Origin of the sequence: Dysgonomonas sp. 511 (genome assembly GCF_010501105.1) — a bacterium.
Lineage (GTDB): Bacteria > Bacteroidota > Bacteroidia > Bacteroidales > Dysgonomonadaceae > Dysgonomonas.
On record NZ_QVMQ01000001.1, the window covers coordinates 1 to 12475 of the forward strand.

Consider the following 12475-nt stretch of genomic DNA (forward strand, 5'->3'; position numbering starts at 1 on the left):
GCCTAAATTTGAAACGAGATACAAGAATAATTTCTCCACCAAGAAAATTCATTCTTTGTGGAGAAAACTATGAGGGAATTATTCAGTGAACCCTAATTATACAGCTTATTCTTTAACGGAGATAAACTCTCCTGCAAAATAAAATCGTGTAATTTACTATCTTTGCAAAAGATTCGATAAAAGAAATGCAAAAAAACAAACATATAGACAAAGAAATACAGGATGTAATTTCCGCAAAACTATCGGATAGCATATTCCATACAATATCGGATGTGGCCGATAGTATGCAGCTCGAATGCTATGTAATAGGCGGATATGTACGCGACATATTCCTCTACAGGCAGTCGAAAGACATCGACATCGTTACCGTAGGCAAAGGCATAGAACTCGCCCAGGCTGTAGCTCTGGCATTGGGAAGAAAGGCAAGGCTATCTGTATTCAAGAATTTCGGTACTGCACAAATAAAATACAAGGACACTGAAATAGAGTTTGTAGGTGCGCGAAAAGAATCGTACCAACGCGACTCGCGCAAACCGATAGTGGAAGACGGCACACTGGAAGACGACCAAAACAGGCGCGACTTTACGATAAATGCCCTGGCATTGTGCCTCAACAAAGACCGCTATGGCCAACTGATAGACCCTTTTGGCGGATTGCAGGATATGGAAAAGCTGACGATCCGCACACCGCTCGATCCGGATATTACATTCAGCGACGATCCTTTGCGTATGCTCAGGGCTATACGCTTTTCTTCGCAACTGGGTTTCGATATAGAGCCTGAAACTTTCGATGCCATTGCCCGCAACAAGGAGCGGATAGGAATCATCTCGAAGGAGCGGATTATAGACGAGTTGAATAAGATCGTACTATCGCCAAGGCCATCCGTAGGCTTCCTGCAACTCGACCAAACAGGGTTGCTATCAATCATCTTCCCCGAACTGGTAGCCCTCAAAGGTGCTGAAACGAAGGAAGGAATAGGACACAAAGACAATTTTCACCACTCCCTGATGGTGCTGGACAATATCGCCAAAAAGACAAACGACCTCTGGCTCAGGTGGGCTGCTATTTTGCACGATATTGCCAAGCCTGCAACCAAACGCTTCGACCCGAAAACAGGCTGGACTTTTCACAACCATAACTTCATCGGCGAGAAGATGATTCCGGGAATATTCCGCAAGATGAAACTGCCGCTAAATGAGAAGATGAAATATGTGCAGAAAATGGTAACCCTGCATATGCGCCCGCAGGCTCTTGTAGATGAAGAAATTACCGACTCGGCTGTACGCAGGTTGCTATTCGAGGCGGGAGACGATATAGAAGACCTGATGACGCTTTGCGAAGCCGATATAACATCCAAAAACCCGGCAAAAGTGCAGCGTTATATAAACAACTTCAAGCTAGTGCGCCAAAAGCTGAAAGACATAGAGGAGAAAGACCATATCCGCAATTTCCAACCACCGATAGGCGGGCAGGAGATAATGGATATATTCGGACTTGCTCCCGGATGCGAGGTCGGACGCCTGAAATCGTCTATCAAGGACGCGATACTGGAAGGAACGATTACAAATGATTATGATTCGGCATATGCGTACCTGCTGAAAAAAGCGGAAAAGATAGGGCTAAAACCTGTAAAATAAATAAAATCGACTAATGACTACAAAATCAATTATAGTAGCTGCCGACGAGGCGAATGCAATAGGCAAAGACAACAACCTGCTTTGCCATTTGCCAAACGACCTGAAATATTTTAAAGCAGTCACTAGCGGCTTTCCGGTAATCATGGGACGGAAGACTTTCGAGTCGTTGCCCAAAGGTGCTTTGCCCAACAGGCGGAATATCGTCGTTACACGCAACAAAGGCCTGAAGTTCGAAAACTGCGAAATAGCATCGACCATCGAAGAAGCGATTGAATTATGTAAATACGAAAAGCAAATATTCTTTATCGGTGGCGGCACTATATATAAAGAGGTGATAGATATTGCCGACAATATCTACCTTACCCGCATCCACCACACATTCGGAGGTACAGATACTTTTTTTCCTGAAGTAAATCCTAAAATATGGGAAATAGCTTATAAAGAAGACCATCCGGCTGACCAAAAGCACAAATATGCCTATAGTTTTATCCGTTTCGAGAAAATAAAAGGTTAATATTCTTGCTTATATAAAATAAAGATTCTATTTTTGCAACCCGAAACTGAAGACGAAATAATAACAGAATAATATATAAAGCGATGAAAAGAACTTTTCAACCATCTAACAGAAAGAGAAAAAACAAACATGGTTTTCGCTCAAGAATGGCTACTGCAAACGGACGCAGAGTATTGGCTTCTCGTAGAGGCAAAGGAAGAAAAAAACTAACAGTTTCTGACGAGTACAGCAAATAATCGCCCGTAAAAGATATTTTGCTACAGCAAACGAAGTAAGGATTAACATTAATTCTTACTTTTGTTGTTTATAGCTATAACAAAACTTTATAATATGGAACAACTCCACTGGTTCGACCTTGTTATCCTTATCATCATTGGGCTTACTCTCGTCAGGGGTGCATTTTCGGGATTTATCATGCAGGCTGCCACCCTTTTGGGAGTAATCTTAGGGGCTATTTTTGCAGGCAAGTTATCGGAAATAATAGCACCTAAACTAATGGAACTTGTCAATGCCTCGTCACATATCATCAGTCCGCTTTCCTACATCGTAGCATTTGTATTGATAATGATAGCACTTATATTTGCTGGAAAATTGCTGGAATCGGCTATCGACGCATTAAAAATGACCGCCCTCAACCGTTTGGCAGGGGCTATATTCTGTGCCGTAAAATGGCTTATCGTATTCAGTATAATTTTGAATATAGTTGTGGAGTTTGACCAAAACAGGCAACTGATAAAAGACGATGTGCGCGAGACTTCGGTTTCGTATCCCTATATAATGAAAATAGCGCAAACAGTTATTCCCTATCTGCGCTTCGACGATTATCCCGGATAGAACTTTATTTATCCGAATATTTTTCTACTACCCGCACCAGTTCTTCTTTTTTCACCAGCCCTTTTATGCGCTGTACCTCTTTTCCGTTTTTGTAAACAATGATTGTAGGCAGGGCTTCTATACCCATATCCGAAGCAAACTTCTTGTAGTTTTCCACATTCAGCTTCCCTATCCTCACCGTACCGCTATAGTCTTTGGCAACCTCTTCCAGCACAGGGGCAAGCATACGGCACGGGCGACACCATGCAGCCCAGAAATCGACAAGTACTATACCATTTTTTACCTCACTGCCATAATTGGAGGCCGACAGCGTAACTATTTCGGGCTTCCCCTCCTTTGCTTTAGCTCCTTGTGCGGCCAAAGGCGCAGAAGCGGATAAAAAAAGTATGGCAGACGCCGCAAATACAAATATTTTATTCTTCATAATTACTCTATAATTTTATTCCGGATGCAAATATAACAGCTAAAAAGATATAATAGACTACCCTAAGCCGCTATTTATTCTTTTTTAAAGAGTATAATAAATGAAAATCAACTATTTTTGTGTAACAAAAGGCAAAAACAATTAACAACTGAATGAACCCGGAACCTCAAATACTGGATCTCGATAAAGTTTTAATGGAAAAAGCTCCGGGCGTTTACAGCAAAACGCCCCGTTTCGTTATCAACTACCTGAAACGGAAAATACACCTGGACGAGTTGAACGAAATACTTACCATCTATGCCGGCAAGTACGGAGTAGATTTTATGACAGCAGTAGTCGGCTACTTCGGGCTTACATTAAAGGTTGAAGGACTAGAAAATATTCCGCAAGACGGACGCTATATATTTGCATCGAACCACCCGCTTGGAGGGCTCGACGGCATATGCCTGTCTGCCATACTAGGCGAACGGTACGACAAGAAAATAAAATATGTGGTCAACGATGTACTCTATTTCATCCGCAACCTACAACCTATATTCCTGCCTGTAAACAAATACGGACGGCAAACCAAAGCTGCTACAGCGATGTCGCAAGCTGCATACCAATCGGACGAACAGATTATAACCTTTCCCGCCGGGCTCTGCTCGCGCAAGGAGAACGGGGAAGTATACGACCTGCCGTGGCAAAAAAACTTCATACTAAAAGCCATTGAGCACAAGCGGGATATAGTTCCCATATACTTCGATGCCAAAAACTCGAATTTCTTTTATAGATTTGCAAACATAAGGAAACGGTTGGGCATTAAGTTCAATGTAGAATTGGTCTTCCTGCCCGACGAAATGTTCAAAAACAAGGGGCAGACCTTTACTGTAACCTTTGGCAAACCTATTCCATATACAACCTTCGACAACTCGAAAGACGCCCGGCAATGGGCTGATTTTGTAAAGGAACAGGCATACAACTTAAAAAATAAAACCAATCGATAGATGGAAACAATAATAGCCCCTGTTGATAAAAATATACTGAAAGCCGAACTGACAAAGGATAAATTCCTGAGACATACCAACAAGGCCAACAATGAGATTTACATAATCACGCATCACAACGCGCCAAACACCATGCGCGAGATAGGCCGGCTACGCGAAATAGCATTCCGCTACTATGGCGGAGGAACAGGCAAGTCGACCGACATCGACGAATACGACATAATGGACAATCCATACAAGCAACTCATTGTGTGGAACCCCGAAGCGGAAGAAATACTGGGAGGATACCGCTTTATATGCGGCCCCGATATCCGTTTCGACGAAAATGGAGAACCGATACTAGCCACCTCGCACCTGTTCAAGTTTTCCGACAGGTTTATAAAAGAATACCTGCCATACACATTCGAGTTGGGAAGGTCGTTCGTTACGCTCGAATACCAATCTACACGCGCCGGATCGAAAGGCATATTTGCCCTCGACAACCTGTGGGACGGGCTGGGCGCATTGTCTGTAGCCGATCCTTCGATGAAATATTTCTTCGGCAAGGTAACAATGTACGACACCTACAACACCGATGCCCGCGATATGATCCTTTATTTCCTCAGCAAGTATTTCCCCGACCACGAACGGCTTGTATGGCCCAAGCAGGAACTACAGATGGCAACAGACAAAAGGCAACTGTCGCGGCTGTTCAATGGCGAGACATTTAAAGTAGACTATAAAATACTGAATACAGCCGTCCGCAAATTGGGGCTCAACATTCCGCCTCTGGTAAATGCCTATATGAGCCTCTCGCCCCAGATGAAGATGTTTGGGACTGCCGTCAACGATGAGTTTGGCAATGTAGAAGAAACAGGCATCCTTATCAATAAGGACGAAATACTGGAAGAGAAAAAGAAACGGCACATAGAATCATACCTAAGGGATAAACCATCGAAACGTTTCCTGAAAAGGCTTCGCCAGATGGTAAACTGGAGCTGGAGCACATACGAAAACAGACCTAAAAAGAAAAAAAATGAAGGCTTATTTAGAATCACCCGTCGGAGTGATAGAAATAGAGGAGAATGACGGATATATAACATCTGTAATTTTTGTTGAAAAACGGCCTCAGCAAGAAAACCCTGAAAATGCGATACTGGACAAAGCCATTACGCAGCTACAGGAGTACTTTGCCGGCAACAGGAAACACTTCGAACTACCACTGAAACAACCGGGAACTGCATTTCAGCAAAAAGCATGGAACTACCTATCCACCATCCCCTACGGGGAAACCGTTTCGTACAAAACCGAAGCAATCGCGATAGGCTCGCCACGAGGGTCGAGAGCCGTAGGTTCTGCCAACGGCAAGAACAAACTTGTAATTGTTGTACCTTGCCACCGCGTAATAAACGAAAACGGCGAACTGGGCGGTTTTGCCTACGACATGGATATAAAACGCCACCTGCTGGAAATGGAGAAACATTATAATAAGAATATATAATGCTCGACCTATCGAAATACAATATCATACTCGCATCCAATTCGCCCCGCCGCAAGGAACTGCTAAACGGGCTGGATATAACATACGAAGTAAAAACACTGCCCGATATAGACGAATCGTACCCACCCTATCTGGAAACAAAAGACATTGCCGCTTATATAGCGCAAAAGAAAGCAAATGCCTATTGCAGCCAGATGCAGGATAACACATTGCTCATAACAGCCGACACGATAGTCGTACTCGACAATAAAGTCTACGGCAAGCCTGCAGATGAAGCTGAAGCCTGCCGGATGCTACGCGACCTGTCGGGAAAAACCCATCAGGTATCGACTGGCGTTTGCATAACTACGAAGAATAAGCAGTCGGTATTCAGCGTATCCTCCGATGTGCGTTTTGCCCACCTCGAAGACGAAGAAATAGAATATTATGTAAAGAAATATAAGCCTTTCGACAAGGCCGGAGCCTATGGCGTTCAGGAGTGGATAGGCTATGTTGCCGTAGAATATATATCCGGCTCTTATTTCAATATCATGGGGCTGCCCGTACAACGGCTGTATCAGGAATTGAAGAAGTTCTGATAAATCCCTATCTTTACCCGAATGAAAATAGTCGAAAACAATAGAACCTTGCTGCGCTACCTGTTTATTGTAGCAGCATTGGTTATTGTTTGCGGCTCGCTTGTCATCTCACACTTTCTGGTAAAAGACCTCTCGAAAGAAGAGCGCAATAAGATTGAAATTTGGGCTGAGGCAACCAAAGAAATGGCAAGCAACAGCGAGAGCTCCAACATGAATCTGGTAATACATATACTTACCGGCAACACAACCATACCTGTTATACTATACGACAAAAAGATAGATTACTTCACCTCCGTAAATATCAACCTGCCCGAAACTGACGAACAGGATTTCCTGAGGCAAAAAGCCCAATCATTCAGCAAAAAGCATGAACCCATCGCCATCGAGGTGGAAGAAATAGACCAGTATGTTTATTACGACGATTCGTACACGCTCAAACGCTTGCAAATGTACCCATACATTCAGGTTGGGGTATTGTTGATATTTATGATCACAGCATTTTTTGCCCTGTTCACCACCATGAGGATGGAACAAGACCGGCTCTGGGTAGGCCTTTCGAAAGAAACAGCACACCAACTGGGCACACCCATTTCGTCGCTGATGGCATGGATGGAATACCTGAAACTGAAAGATACGGACAAAGACATCGTTTCGGACATGGAAAAAGATGTGGGCCGCTTGGAAATGATATCCGACAGGTTTTCCAAAATAGGCTCTGTACCTTCTCTGGAAAAGAAAAATATTGCAGACGTCGTACAGCAAAGCGTGACTTATCTCGAAAAAAGAATATCGAAGAAAGTCAATATCGAATTGATATTCCCATCAGCCCCCATATATTCCAATATAAGCGAATCGCTGGTAAGCTGGGTGATAGAAAACCTGACTAAGAATGCAGTAGATGCCATGGAAGGACAAGGCGAAATCACCTACCACCTCTACCTGAAAGATGATACCATTTACCTCGAAATAAACGACACAGGCAAGGGACTGCCTAAATCGAAATTCAAAACCATCTTCAATCCCGGCTATACCACCAAAACACGCGGGTGGGGGCTCGGGCTATCATTAGCCAAACGCATCATAGAATCGTATCACGAGGGGAAAATATATGTAAAAGACTCGCAAATCGGCGCGGGAACTACTTTTTGCATTGAATTAAAAAATGCAAAATAGAATAAATCAATAATATATTATTTATACGGTTGGGATATATTCCCTATTTTTGTCGCAATTTGTCTAAACATTAACAAACATACACTATTTTATGACTAAGTTTTCAAGAGCTTTTTGGGTTGCAAATTCTGTGGAATTACTCGAAAGGCTGGCCTACTATGCGGTATTTATTGTAATAACCCTATACCTTTCCAATGTCTGGGGATTCTCGGATATAGAAGCCGGAGTTATTTCCGGTCTATTTTCCGCTTCATTGTATCTATTACCGACATTTACAGGAGCCTATGCCGACAAGATCGGCTTCCGTTCATCTATCATCTTAGCATTTACCCTGCTCACATTAGGCTATGCCGGACTGGGTATATTGCCCACCCTGCTGCAAAGTTCGGGACTGGTAAGCTATAGCATGACCACTACATTTACAGGGCTCGAAGACAGTCACCTCAGATGGAGTATTGCCCCTGTCCTTGTCCTGCTTGTGATAGGCGGCGCATTTATCAAAGCTGTAATATCGGGCACTGTAGCCCGCGAAACCACTTCCGAAAACCGTGCGCGGGGCTATTCCATCTTCTACATGATGGTAAACATCGGTGCATTTACCGGAAAAACCGTTGTAGACCCTCTACGCCGCAGCATGGGCGACGAAGGGTTGGTGTACCTCAACTTCTTTTCGGCAACAATGACTTTGCTGGCACTGGTTGCCGTACTCTTTTTCTACAAATCGGTAAAAACCGAAGGTCAGGGCAAAAGTTTCTCCGAAATAGGAAAAGCATTGCTGAAAGTATGTATGAACGGACGCCTCATTGCCCTGATATTAATCATAAGCGGGTTTTGGATGATACAAAGCCAACTGTATGCCACCATGCCCAAATACGTAATCCGCCTGATAGGCCAGGATGCCTCGCCGGGGTGGTATGCCAATGTAAATCCGCTGGTAGTCTTCCTGTGCGTAAATCTGGTGACTACTATTATGAAGAAATATACGGCTCTCAATTCGATGATGATAGGTATGCTTATAATACCCTTTTCGGCGCTTGTGATGTCGTTCGGCAACCTGTTTGGCGAAGAAAGCATACTTGGGTTGCACCCGGTAGCTTTTATGATGGTGATAGGTATTGCTATGCAGGCATTGGCAGAATGCTTTATATCGCCACGTTTCCTCGAATATTTCTCTTTGCAATCGCCTAAGGGAGAAGAAGGTTTATACTTAGGATTCAGCCACCTCCATTCGTTCTTCTCATACCTCTTTGCTTTCGGGCTTTCGGGTTTCCTTCTGGAAAAATACTGTCCCGATCCCCGCAATTTTGCATCAAAGGCAGAATATGCCGTTGCTACCGAACATGCACACTATATATGGTATGTATTTGTCGGCATCGGACTGGTTTCGGCTATAGCTTTGGTTATATACGGACAAGTAGTAAAACGGCTGGATGCAAAGAAAGTGGAAGCTTAGACACTCATCCACAATGATTTTACAATTGAAGAAGGCTGCCTAAAAAGTAATTTTTGATTTCTTTTTGATACCATTAATCGACTTTTCAGACAGCCTTCCTCTTTTTTCAGGAATGATTTGCCATTTTTCGAAACTTTGGACGACAAAATAACCCCTACGAGTTTATTAATCCCCAAACATCCGGCACAATACTTTTCAGAAGCAGGATAAAAGAAAGTTTCGCACAAACCCCATCCTTTTATTATCATATACGCGCTATTTTTTATATTTTTACATCGCAATTTCGAAAAAGCATTTTTAAGTATATGGCAGAAGAAGATATCAAACTACCCGAAGTAAATTATTCCGACGATGATATAAAAACCCTCGACTGGCAGGAGCATATCCGTCGTCGCCCTGGGATGTATATAGGTAAACTTGGCGATGGCACATCGGCCGACGATGGTATCTATGTATTACTGAAAGAAGTCCTCGACAACTCTATCGACGAGTATATGATGGGATTCGGTAAGACTATAGAAGTCACAATAGCCGACGGTGCGATCACGGTACGCGACCACGGGCGTGGGGTACCCCTCGGCAAAGTAAAAGATGTATCGTCGAAAATGAATACCGGGGCAAAATACGATTCCAAAGCATTCAAGAAGTCGGTAGGGTTGAACGGTGTCGGCATCAAAGCTGTCAACGCCCTGTCATCACGTTTCTACATACAAAGTTTCCGCGAAGGACAGACTGCTTCCGTCGAATATTCGAAAGCTATGGTAACCGCCGAGAATACCGTGCAGCCTACATCCGAAAAAAACGGAACGCTGATAGAGTTCATACCCGACGAAACTATTTTTATCAACTATAATTTCAGGGACGACTATGTAGAAAGCCTGCTGAAAAATTATGTGTTCCTGAATACCGGATTGACAATCGTTTACAACGGCAAAAAGTTCTTTTCGAAAAACGGGCTTGCCGACCTGCTCAACGAGAATATGACATCCGACCCGCTATATCCGATTATTCACCTCAAAGATGAAGATATAGAGGTAGTCATCACCCATACCGACCAGTATGGCGAAGAATACTACTCATTCGTAAACGGGCAGCATACCACACAGGGAGGAACCCACCAATCTGCTTTCCGCGAATCGCTGTCACGCGTAATAAAGGAATACTATACCAAGAATTTCGACTATGCCGATATACGCAGCGGAATAGTGGCGGCTATCAGCGTAAAGGTGGAAGAACCCGTATTCGAGTCGCAGACCAAAACGAAACTGGGATCGAAAGATATGGGTCCCGGAGGCCCTTCGGTTCAGAAATTTATAGGCGACTTCTTAAAAAAAGAACTGGACAACTACCTGCATAAGAATGCCGAAACATCGGAAATACTATTAAAAAAGATACTCGATTCGGAAAAGGAGCGCAAAGCCATTGCCGGAGTTACGAAACTGGCTCGCGAACGGGCTAAGAAAGCCAACCTTCACAACAAAAAGTTACGCGACTGCCGCATACACTACAACGATAGCAAGGGCGACAATCTCGACGATACCAGCATATTCATCACCGAGGGAGACTCGGCCAGCGGTTCTATTACCAAAAGCCGCAACCCAAACCTGCAAGCAGTATTCAGCCTTAGGGGAAAACCGCTGAACAGTTTTGGGCTTACCAAGAAGATCGTTTACGAGAATGAAGAATTTAACTTGTTGCAAGCAGCCCTGAACATTGAAGACGGGCTTGATAACCTGCGTTACAACAAGATAATAATAGCCACCGATGCCGACACCGACGGTATGCACATCCGGTTGCTGCTGCTAACGTTCTTCTTGCAGTTTTTCCCCGACCTGATAAAGAAAAACCACGTCTATATATTGCAAACCCCGCTTTTCCGTGTACGCAACAAGAAAGAAACGATCTATTGTTATACGGAGGAAGAACGCTTGTCTGCAATCAGCAAACTGGGTGCGAACCCCGAGATTACCCGGTTTAAAGGACTTGGAGAAATATCACCGGACGAGTTCCGCCATTTTATAGGGAAGGATATCCGCCTCGACAGGGTTTCGATGAAGAAGGAGGATTCTGTAAGCAATATGCTCAATTTCTATATGGGCAAGAACACGCCCGAAAGACAAGAGTTTATTATTGACAATCTGGTAGTGGAGGAAGATGACATTTAGTGCTTTGCCTGCATTAATCTGAAATTATAAACAAGCAATTAATAATGTTATAAAAAGGGTAACACCGGGCAATTTTGTTCCCAATCATTTATCTATATAGAGCCCCCTAAATCCCCGAAAGGGACTTTTGGGCAAAGCCGCAAAAAAGGGAAAAAAGTAACAATGATAAAACAGGCGAAAATGTGTTACTTTTGTTACTTTTTCCACCTCGCTCCCCGCTCTCGCCAAAGGGAGAGAAGGCTGCAAGCCATGACAAGAGAAAAAAAGTAACTCAACAAAACATGGAAAAATGTGTTACATGTGTTACTTTTTGGAGAGGTACAAATTACAATACAATATATGAACAACAATCCTAACGCAATTATACTTATTTCTTCGCCCGACCAACCGGGCCTGGTAGCTGCCGTAACCGACTTTATCAACGTCAACGGCGGTAATATTATCAATCTGGAGCAGCATGTCGACAAGCAAGAGAATGCCTTCTTTATGCGCATAGAATGGGATTTGACAAATTTCATCATTCCCCGCGAAAAGATCAGCGATTACTTCCAGACGATGTATGCCAACAAATATGATATGACATTCCGCCTCTACTTCAACGATTATACCCCGCGTATGGCCGTTTTCGTATCCAAGATGTCGCATTGCCTGTTCGATATACTGGCTCGCTACACTGCCGGAGAGTGGAATGTGGAAATCCCTTTGATAATAAGCAACCACGAAGACCTGCGATGGGTAGCCGAAAAGTTTGGCATCGAATACCATGTATTGAAACTAAACAAGAATAATAAAGACGAAATTGAAGCCAGGCAAATGGCTCTTCTGAAAGAGAAAGAGATAGATTTCATCGTCCTGGCGCGTTATATGCAGATATTGACAGACAGCTTCATCGAGGCTTATCCCAATAAGATAATCAATATACACCACTCTTTCCTTCCCGCATTCGTGGGTGCAAAACCATACCACGCTGCATTCGAAAGAGGTGTGAAAATAATCGGGGCAACAAGCCACTATGTAACCGCAGAGCTTGATGCCGGCCCGATTATAGAACAGGATATCACCCGCATAAGCCATCGCGACAGCATCAGCGACCTTGTGCACAAAGGGCAAGATTTGGAGAAGATTGTCTTATCCCATGCCATAGAATATCATCTCGGCCGGCGGGTTTTGGTATATAAAAATAAGACAATCCTGTTTTCTTGAAGAAAAGTGTTATAAAATATAGTGCAAC

General features: G+C 43.6%; 14 protein-coding genes. 12 read left to right on the top strand and 2 right to left on the bottom strand.

Features of this window, described 5'->3' with window-relative positions:
- Positions 1 to 185: 185 nt before the first annotated feature.
- The 4 genes from D0T57_RS00005 to D0T57_RS00020 all read left to right on the top strand — a co-directional run bounded on the left by D0T57_RS00005 (position 186) and on the right by D0T57_RS00020 (position 2985).
- On the top strand, positions 186 to 1637 hold the full coding sequence (locus tag D0T57_RS00005; RefSeq protein WP_163269580.1) for a CCA tRNA nucleotidyltransferase: 1452 nt from the start codon (positions 186 to 188) through the stop codon (positions 1635 to 1637).
- A 13-nt stretch (positions 1638 to 1650) separates the two neighbouring features.
- Complete coding sequence (locus tag D0T57_RS00010) at positions 1651 to 2151, top strand: dihydrofolate reductase (protein ID WP_163269582.1); 501 nt, start codon at positions 1651 to 1653, stop codon at positions 2149 to 2151.
- A gap of 83 nt (positions 2152 to 2234) precedes the next feature.
- The gene (gene rpmH / locus D0T57_RS00015; protein ID WP_082206785.1) at positions 2235 to 2387 is read left to right on the top strand and encodes a 50S ribosomal protein L34; all 153 of its coding nucleotides are present in this window, start codon (positions 2235 to 2237) and stop codon (positions 2385 to 2387) included.
- A 94-nt stretch (positions 2388 to 2481) separates the two neighbouring features.
- Entirely contained in the window at positions 2482 to 2985 is a 504-nt protein-coding gene (locus D0T57_RS00020; protein WP_163269584.1) for a CvpA family protein, read from the top strand.
- 4 nt (positions 2986 to 2989) lie between these two features.
- On the opposite strand, the gene trxA is transcribed toward D0T57_RS00020, so the two are convergent.
- On the bottom strand, positions 2990 to 3409 hold the full coding sequence (trxA, locus tag D0T57_RS00025; protein ID WP_163269586.1) for a thioredoxin: 420 nt from the start codon (positions 3407 to 3409) through the stop codon (positions 2990 to 2992).
- Between the two features lie 152 nt (positions 3410 to 3561).
- On the opposite strand from trxA, the gene D0T57_RS00030 reads away from it, so the two are divergent.
- The 6 genes from D0T57_RS00030 (at position 3562) to D0T57_RS00055 (ending at position 9079) form a co-directional block, all read left to right on the top strand.
- Positions 3562 to 4395: a 1-acyl-sn-glycerol-3-phosphate acyltransferase gene (locus tag D0T57_RS00030; protein ID WP_163269588.1), complete on the top strand. Its 834-nt coding sequence runs from the start codon at positions 3562 to 3564 to the stop codon at positions 4393 to 4395.
- Positions 4396 to 5463, top strand: coding sequence for a GNAT family N-acetyltransferase (locus D0T57_RS00035; RefSeq protein WP_163269590.1), 1068 nt, complete (start codon positions 4396 to 4398; stop codon positions 5461 to 5463).
- Complete coding sequence (locus D0T57_RS00040; RefSeq protein ID WP_163269592.1) at positions 5411 to 5875, top strand: methylated-DNA--[protein]-cysteine S-methyltransferase; 465 nt, start codon at positions 5411 to 5413, stop codon at positions 5873 to 5875. Before D0T57_RS00035 ends, D0T57_RS00040 begins: the two co-directional genes overlap by 53 nt.
- Complete coding sequence (locus D0T57_RS00045; protein WP_163269594.1) at positions 5875 to 6453, top strand: Maf-like protein; 579 nt, start codon at positions 5875 to 5877, stop codon at positions 6451 to 6453. Before D0T57_RS00040 ends, D0T57_RS00045 begins: the two co-directional genes overlap by 1 nt.
- Positions 6454 to 6474: 21 nt before the next feature.
- Positions 6475 to 7626 carry a HAMP domain-containing sensor histidine kinase gene (locus D0T57_RS00050; RefSeq protein WP_163269596.1) on the top strand — a complete coding sequence of 384 codons (1152 nt, stop codon included), beginning with the start codon at positions 6475 to 6477 and terminating at the stop codon, positions 7624 to 7626.
- A 91-nt stretch (positions 7627 to 7717) separates the two neighbouring features.
- The gene (locus D0T57_RS00055; protein ID WP_163269598.1) at positions 7718 to 9079 is read left to right on the top strand and encodes an MFS transporter; all 1362 of its coding nucleotides are present in this window, start codon (positions 7718 to 7720) and stop codon (positions 9077 to 9079) included.
- Here D0T57_RS00055 and D0T57_RS00060 read toward each other — a convergent pair.
- On the bottom strand, positions 9076 to 9327 hold the full coding sequence (locus tag D0T57_RS00060) for a hypothetical protein (protein WP_163269600.1): 252 nt from the start codon (positions 9325 to 9327) through the stop codon (positions 9076 to 9078). The genes D0T57_RS00055 and D0T57_RS00060 overlap by 4 nt on opposite strands.
- Before the next feature lie 57 nt (positions 9328 to 9384).
- On the opposite strand from D0T57_RS00060, the gene D0T57_RS00065 reads away from it, so the two are divergent.
- Entirely contained in the window at positions 9385 to 11244 is a 1860-nt protein-coding gene (locus D0T57_RS00065; RefSeq protein WP_163269602.1) for a DNA topoisomerase IV subunit B, read from the top strand.
- 339 nt (positions 11245 to 11583) lie between these two features.
- A complete protein-coding gene (purU, locus tag D0T57_RS00070; protein ID WP_163269604.1) occupies positions 11584 to 12447 on the top strand; it encodes a formyltetrahydrofolate deformylase in 864 nt (287 codons plus the stop codon).
- Positions 12448 to 12475: the final 28 nt, after the last annotated feature.

Bases quoted from the DNA above. Each gene is read 5' to 3' on its own strand.
- D0T57_RS00005 (WP_163269580.1), top strand. From the start codon at position 186: ATGCAAAAAAACAAACATATAGACAAAGAAATACAGGATGTAATTTCC.
- D0T57_RS00010 (WP_163269582.1), top strand. From the start codon at position 1,651: ATGACTACAAAATCAATTATAGTAGCTGCCGACGAGGCGAATGCAATA.
- rpmH (WP_082206785.1), top strand. From the start codon at position 2,235: ATGAAAAGAACTTTTCAACCATCTAACAGAAAGAGAAAAAACAAACAT.
- D0T57_RS00020 (WP_163269584.1), top strand. From the start codon at position 2,482: ATGGAACAACTCCACTGGTTCGACCTTGTTATCCTTATCATCATTGGG.
- trxA (WP_163269586.1), bottom strand. From the start codon at position 3,409: ATGAAGAATAAAATATTTGTATTTGCGGCGTCTGCCATACTTTTTTTA.
- D0T57_RS00030 (WP_163269588.1), top strand. From the start codon at position 3,562: ATGAACCCGGAACCTCAAATACTGGATCTCGATAAAGTTTTAATGGAA.
- D0T57_RS00035 (WP_163269590.1), top strand. From the start codon at position 4,396: ATGGAAACAATAATAGCCCCTGTTGATAAAAATATACTGAAAGCCGAA.
- D0T57_RS00040 (WP_163269592.1), top strand. From the start codon at position 5,411: ATGAAGGCTTATTTAGAATCACCCGTCGGAGTGATAGAAATAGAGGAG.
- D0T57_RS00045 (WP_163269594.1), top strand. From the start codon at position 5,875: ATGCTCGACCTATCGAAATACAATATCATACTCGCATCCAATTCGCCC.
- D0T57_RS00050 (WP_163269596.1), top strand. From the start codon at position 6,475: ATGAAAATAGTCGAAAACAATAGAACCTTGCTGCGCTACCTGTTTATT.
- D0T57_RS00055 (WP_163269598.1), top strand. From the start codon at position 7,718: ATGACTAAGTTTTCAAGAGCTTTTTGGGTTGCAAATTCTGTGGAATTA.
- D0T57_RS00060 (WP_163269600.1), bottom strand. From the start codon at position 9,327: ATGATAATAAAAGGATGGGGTTTGTGCGAAACTTTCTTTTATCCTGCT.
- D0T57_RS00065 (WP_163269602.1), top strand. From the start codon at position 9,385: ATGGCAGAAGAAGATATCAAACTACCCGAAGTAAATTATTCCGACGAT.
- purU (WP_163269604.1), top strand. From the start codon at position 11,584: ATGAACAACAATCCTAACGCAATTATACTTATTTCTTCGCCCGACCAA.